This is a genomic window from Streptomyces sp. NPDC021749 (genome assembly GCF_040640655.1).
Taxonomy (GTDB): domain Bacteria; phylum Actinomycetota; class Actinomycetes; order Streptomycetales; family Streptomycetaceae; genus Streptomyces.
On sequence record NZ_JBFACE010000079.1, the window covers coordinates 1 to 16,435 of the forward strand.

Annotated in this window: 16 protein-coding genes; 7 read left to right on the forward strand and 9 right to left on the reverse strand. The window is 72.7% G+C overall.

The annotated features are described in order from the left end of the window. Positions 1–238 precede the first annotated feature (238 nt). Both AB0G35_RS36460 and AB0G35_RS36465 read right to left on the reverse strand, forming a co-directional pair. Complete coding sequence (locus AB0G35_RS36460) at positions 239–928, reverse strand: response regulator transcription factor (protein ID WP_360958849.1); 690 nt, start codon at positions 926–928, stop codon at positions 239–241. Then, positions 925–2,163, reverse strand: coding sequence for a histidine kinase (locus tag AB0G35_RS36465; protein ID WP_360958852.1), 1,239 nt, complete (start codon positions 2,161–2,163; stop codon positions 925–927). Before AB0G35_RS36465 ends, AB0G35_RS36460 begins: the two co-directional genes overlap by 4 nt. A gap of 174 nt (positions 2,164–2,337) precedes the next feature. Here AB0G35_RS36465 and AB0G35_RS36470 point away from each other — a divergent pair, with 174 nt between their 5' ends. After that, entirely contained in the window at positions 2,338–2,931 is a 594-nt protein-coding gene (locus tag AB0G35_RS36470; RefSeq protein ID WP_360958855.1) for a hypothetical protein, read from the forward strand. A gap of 195 nt (positions 2,932–3,126) precedes the next feature. Here the strand turns inward: AB0G35_RS36470 and AB0G35_RS36475 are convergent, their stop codons facing one another. The 3 genes from AB0G35_RS36475 to AB0G35_RS36485 are packed head-to-tail and all read right to left on the reverse strand — an operon-like array spanning position 3,127 to position 5,261. After that, positions 3,127–3,699 (reverse strand): cob(I)yrinic acid a,c-diamide adenosyltransferase, encoded by a 573-nt coding sequence (locus AB0G35_RS36475; protein WP_360958857.1) that lies wholly within the window; start codon positions 3,697–3,699, stop codon positions 3,127–3,129. Positions 3,700–3,709: 10 nt separating this feature from the next. Further along, a complete protein-coding gene (locus AB0G35_RS36480) occupies positions 3,710–4,465 on the reverse strand; it encodes an ABC transporter permease (protein WP_360958859.1) in 756 nt (251 codons plus the stop codon). A 13-nt stretch (positions 4,466–4,478) separates the two neighbouring features. Beyond that, positions 4,479–5,261 carry an ATP-binding cassette domain-containing protein gene (locus AB0G35_RS36485; RefSeq protein ID WP_360958861.1) on the reverse strand — a complete coding sequence of 261 codons (783 nt, stop codon included), beginning with the start codon at positions 5,259–5,261 and terminating at the stop codon, positions 4,479–4,481. A gap of 80 nt (positions 5,262–5,341) precedes the next feature. Here AB0G35_RS36485 and AB0G35_RS36490 point away from each other — a divergent pair, with 80 nt between their 5' ends. The 4 genes from AB0G35_RS36490 to AB0G35_RS36505 all read left to right on the forward strand — a co-directional run bounded on the left by AB0G35_RS36490 (position 5,342) and on the right by AB0G35_RS36505 (position 10,443). Next, positions 5,342–5,983, forward strand: coding sequence for a TetR family transcriptional regulator (locus tag AB0G35_RS36490; protein ID WP_360958864.1), 642 nt, complete (start codon positions 5,342–5,344; stop codon positions 5,981–5,983). Positions 5,984–6,193: 210 nt separating this feature from the next. Beyond that, on the forward strand, positions 6,194–7,042 hold the full coding sequence (locus AB0G35_RS36495) for a 3-hydroxyacyl-CoA dehydrogenase family protein (RefSeq protein WP_360958867.1): 849 nt from the start codon (positions 6,194–6,196) through the stop codon (positions 7,040–7,042). A gap of 145 nt (positions 7,043–7,187) precedes the next feature. Then, positions 7,188–7,511: an STAS domain-containing protein gene (locus tag AB0G35_RS36500; protein ID WP_360958870.1), complete on the forward strand. Its 324-nt coding sequence runs from the start codon at positions 7,188–7,190 to the stop codon at positions 7,509–7,511. A 337-nt stretch (positions 7,512–7,848) separates the two neighbouring features. Further along, on the forward strand, positions 7,849–10,443 hold the full coding sequence (locus tag AB0G35_RS36505) for an ATP-binding protein (protein ID WP_360958873.1): 2,595 nt from the start codon (positions 7,849–7,851) through the stop codon (positions 10,441–10,443). Between the two features lie 88 nt (positions 10,444–10,531). Here the strand turns inward: AB0G35_RS36505 and nucS are convergent, their stop codons facing one another. Beyond that, a complete protein-coding gene (gene nucS / locus AB0G35_RS36510; RefSeq protein ID WP_360958876.1) occupies positions 10,532–11,194 on the reverse strand; it encodes an endonuclease NucS in 663 nt (220 codons plus the stop codon). A 249-nt stretch (positions 11,195–11,443) separates the two neighbouring features. Between nucS and AB0G35_RS36515 the strand changes: the two genes are divergently transcribed. Continuing rightward, a complete protein-coding gene (locus tag AB0G35_RS36515) occupies positions 11,444–11,836 on the forward strand; it encodes an SCO5389 family protein (RefSeq protein WP_360958878.1) in 393 nt (130 codons plus the stop codon). Positions 11,837–11,943: 107 nt separating this feature from the next. Here AB0G35_RS36515 and AB0G35_RS36520 read toward each other — a convergent pair whose 3' ends face one another. Further along, positions 11,944–12,993, reverse strand: a complete 1,050-nt coding sequence (locus tag AB0G35_RS36520; RefSeq protein WP_360958880.1) for an LLM class flavin-dependent oxidoreductase — start codon at positions 12,991–12,993, stop codon at positions 11,944–11,946. A 190-nt stretch (positions 12,994–13,183) separates the two neighbouring features. Between AB0G35_RS36520 and AB0G35_RS36525 the strand changes: the two genes are divergently transcribed. Beyond that, positions 13,184–13,501 (forward strand): ATP/GTP-binding protein, encoded by a 318-nt coding sequence (locus AB0G35_RS36525; RefSeq protein WP_360958883.1) that lies wholly within the window; start codon positions 13,184–13,186, stop codon positions 13,499–13,501. A gap of 24 nt (positions 13,502–13,525) precedes the next feature. Here AB0G35_RS36525 and AB0G35_RS36530 read toward each other — a convergent pair whose 3' ends face one another. Further along, the gene (locus AB0G35_RS36530; protein WP_360958889.1) at positions 13,526–14,317 is read right to left on the reverse strand and encodes an ABC transporter permease; all 792 of its coding nucleotides are present in this window, start codon (positions 14,315–14,317) and stop codon (positions 13,526–13,528) included. 626 nt (positions 14,318–14,943) lie between these two features. Further along, entirely contained in the window at positions 14,944–16,140 is a 1,197-nt protein-coding gene (locus AB0G35_RS36535; RefSeq protein WP_360958886.1) for an ATP-binding cassette domain-containing protein, read from the reverse strand. Positions 16,141–16,435 lie beyond the last annotated feature (295 nt).

Sequence of the window (16,435 nt, forward strand, 5' to 3'; positions counted from 1 at the left end):
CACGACTCGATCTGCTCAACCGTCAGCGACTTCTCACACAGTCACACCAACGAGCCCCACCCCACACAGTCACACCACATGCGGTTGCAGTATTAGGGGGTGGCGAACAGATCCCTTAAGGGGCGCGCGGGCCCCCTGCGGGGCCACAACGCGAGGGTGGGGGAGGGTATTCCCCACGACGGGGGCAGGCGTGGGGAAGGCGCGGGAAGGCGTGTGTGGCGGCCGAAGGCGGCGTTCGCTACGGTCCGTCGACCCTCAACTCCTGGGCCAGGACTGCCGCTTGGACCCGGCTGCGGAGGTCGAGTTTGGCCAGGAGGCGGCTGACATGGGTCTTGACGGTGGCCTCTGCCATTGCCAGGCGTAAGGCGATGTCGGCGTTGGAGAGGCCGCGGCCCAGGCAGCCCAGGACCTCGCGTTCGCGCGGCGTCAGGGCGTCCAGGACCGACGGATCGGGGGCGTCCGCGTCGCGTGCCGCCCGCGCCGCCGTACGGGGACTGGCGAATTCCGCGATCAGCCGGCGGGTGACCGCCGGGGCGATCAGGCCCTCGCCGGACGCCACCGTGCGCACCGCGGTCAGCAGCGCGCCCGCGTCGCTGTCCTTGAGCAGGAAGCCGGCGGCGCCCGCCCGCAGCGCCCCGAAGACGTACTCGTCCAGGTCGAAGGTGGTCAGCACCAGGACGTCCGCCAGCTTCTCGGCGACCACCCGGCGGGTGGCGGAGACCCCGTCCAGCCGCGGCATCTGAATGTCCATCAGGACGAGGTCGGGGCGCAGTTCCCGGGCCAGCCGGACCGCCTCCTCGCCGTCCTCCGCCTCCCCGACGACATCGATGTCGGGGGCGGAGCGCAGGATGAGGACCAGCCCGGCCCGTACGGCGGACTGGTCCTCGGCGACGAGAACCCGGATCGGCTGCGCGTCGGCGCCTGTCATCGTTGCTCTTCCTCCTCGGCCGCGGGCAGCGCTGCCCGCACCAGCCAGACTCTGCCGGCCGGCCCGCTCTCCGGGCCGGCCTCGAATGCCCCGCCCAGCAGGGCGGTCCGCTCGCGCATCCCGACCAGACCGGTGCCCGACCCCGGGGCGCGGGGCCCGGGCCGGTCGGCGAACGGGCTGCGGACGGTGACGGTGAGCGCCCCGCCGCGGTCGTGGGCGATCCGCACCCGGACCTCGCCGGGCGCGGCGTGCTTGAGCGCGTTGGTCAGGGACTCCTGGACGATGCGGTACACGGCCAGCTCGACCGGGGCGGCGGTGCGCGGGCCGGCCCCGGTGCCGTCCGGGTGGCGGGCGTCGTCCAGGACGAAGTTCAGCCCGCTGCTCGCGCCGTTCGTCCGGGCCTGGGCGATCAGCGCGTCCAGCCCGTCGAGGGTGGGGGTCGCGGCCGGCTCGTCGGCGTACTCGGCGGAGGCCTTCGGGTCACGTAACAGGCCGATCAGCCGGCGCATTTCGGACAGACCCTGCACGCTGTTCTCCCGGATGACGCCGAGTGCCTCGCGGGTCGCCGACGGGTCGTCGATGGACTGGGCGGCGGTGGCGTGGATCGCGATCGCGGACAGGTGGTTGGCGACCATGTCGTGGAGTTCCCGGGCCATCCGCGCGCGTTCGCCGGCCACCGCCTGCGTCCGGTCCATCTCGGCCAGCAGCGCGGTCTGTTCGGCCCGCAGCCGGGCGGACTCGGCGGCGTCGCGGTGGTTACGGATGATCAGGCCGGTCCAGGCCGGTGCGATGGTGATCACCGCGATGCCGATGGCGACCATCACGACCTGGGGGTTCTGCCACGCCGCGGTCAGTGCGACGGCCGCCACGACCGTGACCAGCACCGAGTGCAGCGGGATCCGGCGGGCCGCGGAGGCCGGGCCGTAGAGCACCGCCGCGTAGACGACGTCGGTGAACATCAGGACGGTGGCGACGAGCGTGCCGGCGCAGATGTCCAGCGCCAGGGCGGGCACCGCGATGCCCAGGGCCGTCATCGGGGCGGTCCGGCGCAGCAGCACCGCGCCCGACATCGCGGTGAGCGCGAGCAGGGTGAGCGAGGGCGGCAGTCCCAGCCGGGCCGGTCCGCCGTGCAGGTCCATCGCCCACAGCAGCAGTCCGCCGAGCAGCCCGCCGCCCGCGATGAGCACATCGAGTCGGTGCGGCCGGCCGATGGCGGCGGGAGAGCTGGCGGTCACCCCTCCATCAAACACGGCGGCGGCGCCTGCTGCCTCCACGTCGCGGTCATCCCCGCGGTTCGCGCGCTACATCGAAAGATGCAGTCCGGGATCGTCGCAGGTAACGACGTTTCGGGCGGCGGCTGCTGGGAGGCTGGGGGTATTCGGTGGAAGATTTCCTGAGAGGAGGCGGCCGTGGTCGTCACGCTGATCATCGCCTGCGAAGTCGGCTTCTGGGTGCTGCTGGCGGGGGGCCTGGCCCTGCGCTACCTGGCGCGGATGCCGCGCACCGGGGCCGCGGTGCTCCTGATGGAACCGCTGCTGGAGCTGGTGCTGCTGATCGTCACGGCGATCGACCTGAAGAACGGCGCCTCCGCCGACTGGAAACACGGGCTGGCCGCGCTCTACATCGGCTACACGGTCGCCTACGGCCATTACACGATCAAGTGGGTCGACGGACACTTCGCCCACCGCTTCGCGGGCGGCCCGCGGCCCCCGAAGCGCTACGGCATGGAGCGCGCGAAGCACGAGGGGATGCTCTGGCTGCGCACGGTGGTGTGGGTGGCCGTCGCGATCGGACTGCTCCAGCTGGCGATCTGGTACGTCGGCACCGACGGCGACACCGCGTCGCTGCGCGGCTGGCAGGGCACCTCGCTGCGCATCCTGATGATCCACGGCGTGATCGCCCTGACCTACCTCATCTGGCCCAAGAAGGCCCCGAGGGACGCCGCACCCGCCCCCACCACGTCCGAAGCGGCGCCCACCCCTCAGCACAAAACCCTCCGCTGAGGGGCACCACCGCCCCGGGCCCCGACCGGGACCCGCCGCCGTTCCGGGCCCAGCAGCGCCGGTTCCGTGGCCCCGCTGCCCCGTGGTTGTCAGCGTCTGCCGGTCTCCCGGCCTGCCGCCCGCGTGGTCGGCAACGTCTGCCGGTCTGCCGCTCGCGTGGTCGGCAAGGTCCGCCGGTCTGCCGTCGCCCGCTGGTCAGCGTTCGCCGCCCGGGACCCACAGGACGTCGCCGATCTCCTTGTTGGCCGTGCGGGCCAGGATGAAGAGGAGGTCGGAGAGGCGGTTGAGGTAGGTGGCGGTGAGGGGGTTCATGGTGTCGCCGTGTTCCTCGAAGGCGGCCCAGGTCGAGCGTTCGGCGCGGCGGACGACCGTGCAGGCCTGGTGCAGCAGGGCCGCGCCGGGGGTGCCGCCCGGGAGGATGAAGCTGCGCAGCTTGTCGAGGTCGGCCAGGAAGCGGTCGCAGTCGGCCTCCAGCTTGTCGATGTAGCTCTGCTCGACGCGCAGCGGGGGGAATTCGGGGTTCTCGGCCACCGGTGTCGACAGGTCCGCACCCACGTCGAACAGGTCGTTCTGCACGCGGGTGAGGACCTTGACGACCTCGGCGTCGAGCTGTCCCAGGGCGATGGCGGTACCGATCACCGCATTCGCCTCATTGGCGTCGGCGTACGCCGCGATCCGCGAATCGGTCTTGGCGGTACGGCTCATGTCGCCCAGGGCGGTGGTGCCCTTGTCGCCGGTGCGGGTGTAGATGCGCGTCAGATTCACCATACGGGCGAGACTACGCCGCGGTCCTCCGGAAGGCGCGGGTGCCGAGCGCCAGGGAGAGCGCGGTGAAGGCGAGTGCCACCAGCGCGCCGTACAGGACCGTCGAGGACGCGTAGTCGCCGACGAACGCCGCCCGTACCGCGTCCACGAGGTAGCGGAACGGCATGACGTGCGAGAGGACGTCCAGCCAGGCCGGCGCCAGCGTCATCGGCAGCATCAGCCCCGACAGCAGCATCGAGGGCATGGTGACCGAGTTGATCACCGGCCCGAATTCCTGCGGCGCGTTCACCTTCAGCGCCAGCGCGTACGACAACGAGGCCAGGGCCACGGTCAGGACGGCGACGAACGCGAAGCCGAGGAGTATGCCGGGCAACGGCGCCCGCAGGCCCATCACCAGCGCCGCCAGCACCAGCAGCACGGCCTGGAAGACGAACAGCGCGGCGTCCCGCAGGACCCGCCCCAGCAGCAGCGCCGACCGGTTCACCGCGGTCACCCGCATCCGCTCCACGACGCCGTGCTGCTTCTCGATGATGATCGCGAATCCGCTGAACGAGGAGCCGAACAGGGCGAGTTGGAGCAGCAGGCCGGGCACCAGCACCTGCCAGGAGCTGCCGGACGAGGACAGCGGCAGCCCGGTCAGCAGGGGGCCGAAGAAGAGCAGGTACAGCAGCGGCATCAGCACGCCGAAGAGCATCTGGAGCTTCGAGCGCAGGGTCTGCCGGGCGTAGCGGCCGAAGACCAGCGCGGTGTCGGACAGCAGGGATGACATGGCGGGTGGGCTCCTAGACGGCGAGGGGAGTGGTGTCGCGGGAGGCGGGACTGCGGCCCGTGATGGCGAGGAAGGTGTCCTGGAGGGACGCGTCGGGGGAGCCGCCGTGGGCGCGCTTGAGGGCGTCCGGGGTGTCGTCGGCGACCACCACTCCCTTGTCGATGATCACCAGCCGGTCGGCGAGCGCATCGGCCTCGTCGAGGTAGTGGGTGGTCAGGAACACGGTCGTGCCGTGCTCGGCGCGGATCCGGCGGACCAGGTCCCAGAGGTCGGCGCGGCTGCCCGGGTCGAGGCCGGTGGTCGGCTCGTCGAGGAAGAGGACCTCGGGGCGGTGGGTCAGTCCCATGGCGATGTCCAGGCGGCGCCGCTGGCCGCCGGAGAGGGTCGCGGTCTTCCGGTCCAGCAGGTCGGTCAGGCCCAGGTCGGCGGCCAACTCCTCGGCGCGGGCCCGGGCTTCGGCCTTGCTCAGGCGGTAGAGGCGGGCCTGGGTGACGAGTTCCTCGCGGACCGAGACGTTCGGGTCGACGCCGCCGGACTGGGCGACGTATCCGGAGGCGCGGCGCACCCCGGCCGGGTCGCGGGCCAGATCGCAGCCGGCGACGGTCGCGGTGCCGCCGGTGGGGGCGAGGAGGGTGGTGAGCATCCGCAGGGTGGTGGTCTTGCCGGCGCCGTTGGGGCCGAGGAAGCCGAGGATCTCGCCGCGCTCGGCGGTGAGGTCGATACCGCGGACGGCCTCGACGGGGCCGCGTTTGGTGGAGAAGGTCCGGGCGAGTCCGGACGCGCTGAGTACGGGCATGCCGCAAGAAAAACAGAGAGCATGAAAAATTGCAACGTCCCCAATATTTCAGTGAGACCAGTCATGGGTAGGCTGGCGGCATGGCAGAGGGACTCAGGGAGCGGAAGAAGCGGCAGACCCGCCAGTACATCTCGGACATGGCGACCGGTCTCTTCCTGGAGCGCGGCTTCGACGCGGTGACCATCGCGGAGATCGCCGAGGCCGCCGACGTCTCCGTCAACACCGTGTACAACTACTTCCCGGCGAAGGAGGACCTCTTCTTCGACCGCGGCAAGGAGGTCGTCGACCGGCTGTCGCGGTTCGTGCGCGGCCGGCGCGCGGGGGAGTCCGCGGCCCTCGCCGTCCTGCGGGAGCTGCGCGAAGAGGTGGAGAGCGTTTCGCCCAAGGTGGGGCTCATGGAGGGCTATGAGCGCTTCATGAAGGTCATCCACGGCTCGTCCTCCCTCCAGGCCCGCCTGTGGCACCTGCAGCGCGAGCAGTACGAGGACCTGGAGGCCACCCTCCGGGAGGAGACCGGCGCGGCGGACGACGACCCGATGCCCGCCCTGATGGCCGGCCAGATCCACTGGGTGCACCAGACGTTGATGACGGCCATCACCCAGGAGATGCTCGCCGGCCGCAAGCCGGCGGTGGTCTCGCGCGAGGCGCTGGTCCTGCTGGACGAGATGGAAGAGCTGCTGAGCGAGCGGGTCCTCAACTACGGGGTGCGGGGGGCCGGCTGAGCGACCCGGCCTCTCAGGGCGCCGACCGCCGGTGTGATGTCCGTCATGCGAGTCGAACGCCGCGGTCCGCAGGACCTCGTTGAGCGGGAGGCGGCCGGGTGGCGGGTCGGAGTGACGCGCATCTCTTACCCACCAAAGGATCGCCAACGACCGCTAACGTCACCCGAAGACCGACAGACTTTCAAATGCACAGGGTGTGAGGGGACAGCAGTGGCAAAGAAGCTCGCCGTCATCGGCGCCGGACTGATGGGGTCCGGTATCGCGCAGGTGTCCGCCCAGGCCGGCTGGGACGTGGTCCTCCGCGATGTGACGGACGAGGCCCTGGCCCGCGGCAAGGGGGGCATCGAGGCCTCGTACGAGAAGTTCGTCGCCAAGGGGAAGCTGGCCGCGACCGACGCCGAGCAGGCGCTGGCCCGCATCACCACCACGACCGACCTGGAGGCCGCCGCCGACGCGGACATCGTGGTCGAGGCGGTCTTCGAGCGGATCGACGTCAAGCGCGAGATCTTCCAGGCGCTGGACAAGCTCGTCAAGGAAGAGGCGGTGCTGGCCTCCAACACCTCCGCCATCCCGATCACCAAGATCGCCGCGGCCACCTCCCGCCCCGAGCGGGTCGTCGGCACGCACTTCTTCTCGCCGGTGCCGATGATGCAGCTCTGCGAACTGGTCCGCGGCTACAAGACCAGCGACGAAACCCTCGCCACCGCCCGGGAGTTCGCCGAGTCCGTCGGCAAGACCTGCGTCGTCGTCAACCGTGACGTGGCCGGCTTCGTCACCACCCGGCTGATCTCGGCACTGGTCGTCGAGGCCGCCAAGCTCTACGAGTCCGGCGTGGCCAGCGCCGAGGACATCGACACCGCCTGCAAGCTGGGCTTCGGGCACGCGATGGGCCCGCTGGCCACCGCCGACCTGACGGGCATCGACATCCTGCTGCACGCCACCGACAACATCTACACCGAGTCCCAGGACGAGAAGTTCGCGCCGCCGGAGATCATGCGACGCATGGTCGACGCGGGCGATATCGGACGCAAGAGTGGGCAAGGCTTCTACGAGCACTGATGCCGCGTCAGGTCTTTGGGCCTGATGGGGTCACCCCATGGGGTGAATTCGGTATCGGTTCGCTTACAGGCGGCAACTTCGCCGCATGAGAGGCAGTCAGATCTGTAGACGTCCATGCATGAACCCATGACACAGGGGAGCTCATATGCACATCAGGGGCGACCACGCCGAGCTGGTCGTCGAGGGCCGCCTCGACGTCCGCAGCGCGGCGGACGCCCGGACGGCGCTGCACACGGCCGTCGACTCCGGTCGGGGTGACCTGGTGCTGGACCTCACCGCGCTGGATTCCTGGGACGCCACCGGCCTCGGTGTGATCATGGGCGCACACCGCCGGGCCGGCCGCGTCAACCGACGGCTGGTCCTGCGCGGGGTGCCGCCCCAGATGCAGCGCCTGCTGGTCGCCACCCGGCTCCACCGCATCCTCGCCATCGAGGGCGGCATCGAAGCGGAAACGCTTCCCCGGGTGTGAGGGTCCGGGCACGAGAAGGCACGGGGAGGAAGCGCGCCGAAGGGACGGGGGACGGCGCGCTCCCCGAAGCCCTGCGCGCCCCTTGCACGTCCTGCGCGCGCTCCCGGAAGGGGCGCGCGCAGACGGCGTCGTAACGGTTGAACAGGGAGCTTTCGGGCAGTGCCCGCCCCCGCCGGTGCAACCCCCCGCGCTCCGGGTCTAAGGTTCGGTTCCCGCCCGTATGCCATCATCCGCGGCGGACACCGGACCGGACGCGACGGCGGGGGACCACCTACCGCGGCAGACACGCGCGGACGGCCGGAGCGCATTCGGCACGGTACACGTGGGAGCTTGCAGCATGGACCCGAACACTCACCGGGGACCTGATGAGGAATACGGCGAGCAGGGCACCCCTGCCGATCCGCCGGCCCCCGCGTTCGGCGGCGCGCAGCGCGGCCCCGGCGGACCGGTCCGCGTCGTCCGGCTCGTCTCGGGCAACTACCTCGTCACCGTCAACCCCCTCGACGGCAGCGAGATAGAGCCCTGCCCGCCCGGCGAACGCCCCGCCGAACCCGTCAAGCTCAGCACCGAGGAACGCGCCGAGGCCGCCCGCGCCGCCGCACCCCCGGTACCCCCGGGACCGCCCGGATCCGCCGGCCACGGGACCCCGCTCGAAGAGCGCACCGAGGACGTCGAGCGCCTGGTCCGGCTGCTCTCCCGCGGCCGCTCGGTACGCCTCACCGGACCGGCCGGCTCCGGCCGCACCCGCCTGCTGGACGCCGTCGCCACCGCCTGCGCCGACCTCGCCCCCGACGGCGTGGTCCGGCTCTCCGGCTACCACCGCACCGCCACCGACCTGCTGTACGCCCTGTTCGCCGCCGTCCACCGCGCCCCGCAGCACCGCCCGGACCGGCCCGAGCTGCTGCGCCTGGTCGCCGAGATCGGCGCCATCGTCGTCCTGGACGACCTCGAATTCGGCGGCGCCGCCCTCGACGAACTGCTCGACGCCACCCCCGAGTGCGCCTTCCTGATCGCCGCGACCCCGGACGTCGCCGCGCCCAGCGCCGGTTCGCACCTCGAAGAGGTCTTCCTCGGCGGCATCGGCCGGGCCGGCTGCGTACGGATGCTGGAGCGCGCCGTGGACCGGCCGCTCACCGACGACGAGGAGGCCTGGGCCGCCGACCTGTGGTTCGAGTCCGAGGGCCTGCCGCTGCGGTTCGTCCAGGCCGCCGCCCTGCTCCGGCAGCGCGACCGGCACCGCAACCGCCCCGGCGCCCTCGACGACGGCTACGGCCTCTTCCCGGCCGAGCAGCCCGGAACGGACGGCAGCCAGGGCAGCGCCGACGCGAAGGACGGCGACGGGACCGAGTCGGCCGACGGCACCGAGGACGCCGCCGAGACCCCGCTGCCCTCCCTCGGCGAGGCCGCAGCCCCCGCCCCGCTGCTCGCCGAAGGGCTGAGCGCCGCCGCCCGGGAAACCCTGCGGTTCGCCGTCGCGCTCGGCGGCGAACTGCCGCACCAGGCGCACCTGCCGGCCCTCACCGAGGACACCCACGCCGACGCCGCCCTCAGTGAGCTGCTCGCCTGCGGACTGATCACCCCGGTCGGCAGCCACTACCGGCTCGCCGCCACCGTCCAGGACCAGCTCACCGCGGCCGGCTACGCCGACGGCGCCACAGCCCGGGCGCACACCGCCGCCCAGCACTACGCCTGGTGGGCCGGCCACCCCTCGGTCACCCCCGAACGGGCCGCCGCCGAGTCCGACGCCGCGCTGGCCGCGATGGCCGTGCTGACCGGCAGCCGGGAGAGCGGACACGCCAGCGCGGCCGTGCTGCTCGCCCGTACCGCCGCCCCCGCCTTCGCCGCCGCGCTGCACTGGAGCGCCTGGGAACGCGCCCTGCGGCACGGCCAGGAGGCCGCCCGGCTGGCCGGCGAGGTCGCCGAAGAGGCGTACTTCCACCACGAGCTGGGCGTCCTCGCGCTGTGCACCGGCAGCCTCGACCGGGCCCGCGCCGAACTGGAGGCGTCCATCGGGCTGCGCGGCGTGCTCTCCGACCGCAACGGCGCGGTGGCCGGACGGCGCGCACTGGCGCTGGTCACCGACCGGGCCCGGGCCGCCTCCGCGGCCACCACGGCCGTCCCGCAACTCCCGCCGGCCACCCCCGGCGGCAAGCAGTCCACCGGGCCCGCCTCGCCCGACGCGGTCTCGACCGCCAAGCTGCGGGTGCCGGCCGCCGCCGACGCGACCTCGGCGACCGTGATCTCCCGCAACGTCTCCTCGACGGCCGCCACGACGGCCCTCCCGGCCACCGCGGGCACCGGCGGCGGCAAGGGCGTCAAGGCACTGCTCGGCGCGCGCCGCAACCTCGTCGCGGCCGGCGCCGGCGCCCTGCTGGTGGCCGTCTTCGGCACCGTCATCACCCTCGGCATGACCTCCGGCGGCGAGGACGGACCCGACAACAAGGTCAGCACCGAGCAGTCCACCGACGACGGCAGCAGCCCCGACCTGCCCGCCGCGGACCCCAGCGGCACCGGCCTGCCGCCCACCGGCCACGGCACCCGGCCCGGCCACCCCGGCCGCACCGGCAGCCCGTCCCCGTCCACCAGCGGCGCCGCCACCACCGGCGAGCCCACCGACCCCGGCACCGGCTCGGCCGACCCGACCGCCGACCCCACCACCCCGACGTCGCGGCCCACCACGCCCACCGGCCGGCCGACCCGCACCACGCACCCGCCGACGAGCGAGCCGACCGACCCGACGCCCACCGACCCGAGCACCGAACCGACCGACCCCACCCCGACGACGACCGACCCCACGACCGAGAAGCCCTCCCAGAGCAGCGCCGCCTCCGCCTCCGCACCCTCGGGCAGCAGCCCGGCGGGCACGGACGGCAGCACGACCACGGACGGCACGACCTCGTCCGCCGGCACGCAGAGCGCCCCGGCCGCCTGACGCCCCGTACGCACGGCGCGACGGCCCGGTACCGAGAGGACCGGGCCGTCGCGCCGTGTGCCGTATGCGGGTGTGTCGCCGGGACGGGTCAGAACAGCCGGAGCTTGTCGTCCTCGATGCCGCGCAGGGCGTCGTAGTCCAGCACCACGCAGCCGATGCCGCGGTCGGTGGCCAGTACCCGGGCCTGCGGCTTGATCTCCTGCGCTGCGAAGACGCCCTTCACCGGCGCCAGGTGCGGGTCGCGGTTGAGGAGTTCGAGGTAGCGGGTCAGCTGCTCGACCCCGTCGATCTCACCGCGCCGTTTGATCTCGACGGCGACGGTCTGCCCATCGGCGTCCCGGCACAAGATATCCACCGGGCCAATGGCAGTGGGGTATTCACGCCGAATCAGCGAGTAACCCTCGCCGAGGGTTTCGATCCGGTCCGCGAGGAGTTCCTGGAGGTGCGCCTCCACCCCGTCCTTGATCAGCCCGGGGTCGACGCCCAGCTCGTGCGAGGAGTCGTGCATGACCTCCTCCAGGGTGATGATGAGCTTCTCGCCGCCCTTGTTCTCCACCGTCCACACGTCCCCGTCGCCCTCCTTGAGAGTGCAGGGCGGGGACATCCAGTTGAGGGGTTTGTAGGCCCGGTCGTCCGCGTGGACGGAGACCGAACCGTCCGCCTTCACCAGGATGAGGCGCGGTGCGGAGGGGAGGTGGGCGGTGAGCCGGCCCGCGTAGTCCACGGAGCAGCGGGCAATGACGAGACGCATGGTGCGTCACGCTACTCGACCGAGGCCCGGCTACGCGATTCGCCCTGGACGGAGGGGCCTTTACGGGGGAAATCCCCGCACCCCAGGCGCTCACCATTGGCCGGTTGTATGTGCAATCTCCTGGTGCGGGCCTCTTGCGCGGCATACCGTTGAAGCGGGGGGTCGTGAGGCGAACACGCTCCGTCGCGGAACCCCTTGTCCCAGCCCTAGGCCCCGCCCGTCCCGGCGGGGCCGCGAGAGGAGAACCTCATGTCGCTCGACGTCTCACCGGCCCTCCTCGAACAGGCCGAGCGAGGCGAGGTCGACGAAGCCGCTTTTGTCGACTGCGTCCGGAACTCCCTCCCCTACGCATGGGGGATGATCAGCTCCCTGGTGGCCCAGCTGAAGGTGGACGGCGGAGAGTTCGCCGACAACCAGACGCCGCCGCCGGACGAGCAGGCGCGCGGTCAGCTGCTGCGCGCGCTGGCGAGTGACGCGATCCGTGGTGCGCTGGAGCGCCACTTCGGTGTGCGGCTCGCCTTCCAGAACTGCCACCGGGTGGCGGTCTTCCCGCTCGACCCGGCGGTGGACGACCGGCTGGCCCGGTTCACCTCCGTCCGGGGCCAGCTGCTCAACCAGTCGCCCGAACTCCGCGACTGCTGAACGGAGTTGCTGCCGCTGCGTACGCGGGGTTGGGCGCGCCCCGGAACGGTGCGCCAGCGGCAGCACACCGCACGACCGACGGCAACCGCACGCCGTCGCCCCCCGGCTCACCCCAGTTGGGTCAGGACCTCCGTGCCCAGCCGGCGGACGTTCTCCTCCGTCGCCGCGAGATCGCCGGAGCCCTCGACGAGCAGCGCGAAGCGGGTGATGCCGGTGCGCTCCGACGTCGCCGCCAGACGGTCCGCGCACCACCGCGGCGGGCCGACCGGATGCAGCCCGCACAGCAACTCCGCGTACGCCAGCGGATCGCGCATCGCCCGATAGCGGCCGTCGACCGTCACATGCGCGCCCAGACCCTGGCGCAGCCACCCGGGCATCGCCTTCATCAGGGTCTCGGTCGCGGCCTCCCGGGAATCGGCGATCTGCACCACACCCGCCGAGACGTGCTCGGCCGCGGCGATCTCCTCGGGGTGCCGTCCCGCCTCGCGCGCGGCCGCCCGCCACATCGCGATCATCTCTGCCTTCTCCTCGTCCCCGCAGTGCATGCCCAGCAGCATGGGCAGCCCGCGCGCGGCGGCCATCCGCACGGACGACGGGGAGGTGCAGGCCACCACCACCGGCGGGCCCGGCGGCCCGGCCCCCGGCTCGCCCGGAGCGATCAGCGCCTGGTCCGGCCGCGGCACCACCGCCACCTCGCGGAAGGCGTACCGCTCGCCCTGCGCACCGACCCGGGGCTCGCGCAGCCAGCGCAGCAGCAGATCGAGCGACTCGGGGAAGCCGTGGTCGTACGCGGCGAGGCCGGAGCCGAAGACCTCCAGATCCACCCACGGCCCGCCCCGGCCGACGCCGAGGGTGAACCGCCCTTCGGACGTGAGGTGCAGCAGCGCCGCGGACTCGCCGAGCGCCACCGGATGCTGGGTCGGCAACACGCTCACCGCCGTCCCGACGCCGATCCGGCGGGTCCGGCCCAGCAGCAGCGCGGCCAGCGTCACCGCATTCGGGCAGACGCCGTAGGGTACGAAGTGGTGTTCCGCCAGCCAGACCGCATCGAGCCCGGCCTCCTCGGCGACCAGGGCGGAACGCACCGCCCGGTGCAGTGCTTCCCCCTGTCCCTGACCGGGGAATTGAGCGGCCAGGATGAAAGCTCCCACGCGCATCGCTCTCTGCCTCCTCGCAGCCGACGCGGCTCCCCCCTTACAGGCAACAACGCGTGACACGTGCCAAAGGCACGGCCTCGCCGGCACTTTCCCGATGATCACAGAAACCGGCCGCCGGGAACGCACGGCGTCGTGTGCCGCGTACGCTGATGACAGCCCGTGACCCCATTCCCCTTTATGAGGTGTGCCCGTGTCCCCGCGTCGAAACCGCCAAAGCGGCGGTGCGAAGCCCATCGACCGCACGGGCGGCGACCGTTACGGCCTGGAACGGACCGAGGAGTGGCGCGGCGAGGACTGGGTCGTACGGCAGGTCGGGGGCGGCGGCGCGGCCAAACACTACCGCTGCCCCGGCTGCGACCAGGAGATCCCGCCCGGCGTCCCGCACGTCGTCGCCTGGCCGCAGCACGGAGGCGTCGACGACCGCAGGCACTGGCACCGGGCCTGCTGGAACGCACGGGACCGCCGGAGCGCACGGCTCCAGCGGTCCCGTAATGCGCCTCGCTACTGAGGCCTCGCCCGGACCGGCCGGCCCTCAGACGTCGCGCTGGGCGATGGCGGCGTAGGCGCCGCCCAGCACCACCGCGGTCACCCCGGCGAGGATCCACAGCGGGGTCCAGCCCGACGGGCCGCTGGACAGGAACGGGATGTCGTAGAGCGTCGCGAGCGCGCTGGGCACGGAGTACTCGATCAGCGCCTTCTGGAGCTCCTTGACGCTCTCGCCCTGCAGGAACAGGGCCAGCAGCATCGGGAGCAGCACCACGCCCATCATGGTGCTGATGGCGCCCGCGGAGTGCCGCAGCAGCGTGCCCACGCCCAGCGCCAGCAGACCGAGCAGCGCGACGTACAGACCCGCGCCCAGGGTGGCGCGCAGCCACTGGTCGGTGGTCGGCGCCGGGCCGTTGAGCATCCCGAAGTCGAGCAGCGCGACCAGCGAGGTGGCGATCGTGGTGATCACCAGCGCCAGCCCGAAGAACACGATCGCCTTCGCGGTCAGCACCCGCACCCGGCTGGGGCAGGCGGTCAGCGTCGTACGGATCATGCCGGTGCCGTACTCCGAGGAGATCGACAGCACGCCCAGGGTGATCACACACAGGCTGCCGAGCAGGACGCCGACGAACCCGACGGCGAGCAGCGGGTCCATCTCGCGCTCCGAGCCCGCGGCGAGGGTGGCGAGCAGACCGATGCCGACGATCAGCAGCAGCATCACGCCGAGCGTCCACATCGTCGAACGCACCGAACGGATCTTCGTCCACTCCGAGGCCAGCGCATGGCCGAGATGCGTCGGGCGCACCGGGATGGACGAGACGTAGCCGCCCGCGCCCATGGGGCCGGGCGGGGCGACCGGCGGCTGTGCCTGGGCCTGTCCCGGGGCCTGTCCCTGGGGAGGCGTCTGGGGCGGTGCCTGCGGCGCGGGTGCCGGTACGGGCGGCTGCGCCTTGAGCATCATCGTGCCGCCCTCGTTGGCCGGCGGCTGCGGCTGCGGCTGCGGCTGCGGGGCCGTGGCCTGCGGGGCGGGGGCCGGCTGCTGGGGCTGCTGGGGCTGGGGCTGGGACTGCAGCATCATCGTGCCGGCGTCCTTGCCCTTGCCCGGCCCGTGTGCGGCGAGCGGCCGCGGCTCCGGCATCGGCTGCGCCTGGAGCATCATCGTGCCGCCCTCCTTGGCCGGCGTCTGCGGCTGCGGGGCCGCGGCCTGCGGGGCTTGAGGGGGCTGGGGGGCCTGGGGGGCTTGGGCGGGCGGCTGGGGCTGGGCCTGCTGGGGCTGGGCCTGCAGCATCATCGTGCCCGCTTCCTTGGCGGGCGCGGGCTGCTCCGGCGCCGGCGGTGCGGGCGGTGCGGCGGGCAGTGCGGACTGTGCGGCAGGCGGCGCCGGCGGTGCGGGCGGCGCCGGCGGCTGTGCGGCGGCTTCCTGCGGGGCGCGCTCAGGCTGGGGCTGCGGCTGCTGAGGGCTGGTCATCGGGCGTCCTCGGTGTGCGGCATGGGCTGGTCGGCGGGGGCGGCGGGCGGCATCGGCGCGGCGGGCGGCTGCCCGTAAGGGTGGGGCGCCACGTGCGGTGCGGGCGCCCCGTACGGGTGGCCCTGAGCCGGCGCGGGCGGCGGATACCCCGGCCCCGGAACGGCGCCGGCCGCCTGCTGGGCGTACGGGTTGGGCATCTGGCCGGGAACCCCCGGCCCGCCGTACCCGGGCGGCGCGTACCCCGCCGGGGCCCCCTGCAGGCCGGCCCGCGGGTCGCTGGTCGAGCGGTAGTCCACGGCTCCCTGCGTCATCCGCATGTAGGCCTCCTCCAGGGACGCCTGGTGCGGCGACAGCTCCCAGAGCCGGACGTCGCCCTCGTGCGCGAGGTCACTGATCCGCGGCAGCGGCAGCCCCGTCACCCGCAGCGCACCGTCCGGCTCCGGCGTGACCTGACCGCCCGCCTCGCCGATCGCGGCGGTCAGCTTCTCGCGCTGCTCCGGCTCGGAGTCGGGCGTCCGTACCCGGGCGAAATCGGCCGAGTTGGCCGAGATGAAGTCCTTGACCGGCATGTCCGCGAGCAGCTGCCCACGACCGATGACGATCAAGTGCTCGGCGGTCAGCGCCATTTCGCTCATCAGGTGCGAGGAGACGAAGACGGTGCGCCCCTCGGACGCGAGCTGCTTCATCAGGTTCCTGACCCAGAGGATGCCCTCCGGGTCCAGGCCGTTGACCGGCTCGTCGAAGAGCAGCACCTGCGGATCGCCGAGCAGCGCCGCGGCGATGCCGAGCCGCTGGCCCATACCCAGGGAGAAGCCCTTGGACCGTCGCCCGGCGACGTCCTGGAGACCGACCACGCCCAGCACCTCGTCGACCCGCCGGGCCGGGATGCCGGACAGCTGCGCCAGCGACAGCAGATGCGCGCGGGCACTGCGGCCGCCGTGCACCGCCTTGGCGTCGAGCAGTGCGCCCACCTGGCGCGGCGCGTTGGGGAGGCTGCGGAACGGGCGGCCGGCGATGGTGGCGGTACCCGACGTCGGTGCGTCGAGCCCCAGAATCATCCGCATGGTCGTCGACTTCCCGGACCCGTTGGGCCCCAGGAAGCCGGTCACCGTGCCCGGCCGCACCTGGAACGACAGGTTGTACACGGCCGTCTTGGCGCCGTAGCGCTTCGTCAGGCCGACTGCCTCGATCATTCTCCGCCCCTCGCAAGATGGTCGGGGCAGAGGCGCCCTCGTGCCCCCGTGAGGATTAGGAGGCTATCGGTGGCTTGACGGTTCCCGTAATCCGCCCGTCCGCTGCGCTTGGCGGTGCCGCGTACGTTGTCGGCTGTCCCGCCGTGGGGGTTTCTCGCCGTGGCTCCCCCACTGCCTGAAGGGCGTGGGAGGTGCCCCTAGCGGCGGGCGGGGTTGTTGTCGGGTGCGGTGACGGTCCTGCGGGGCCGGGGTGTGGGACTGCTTCGCTTTACGTCCCACACCCCGGCCCCACCGG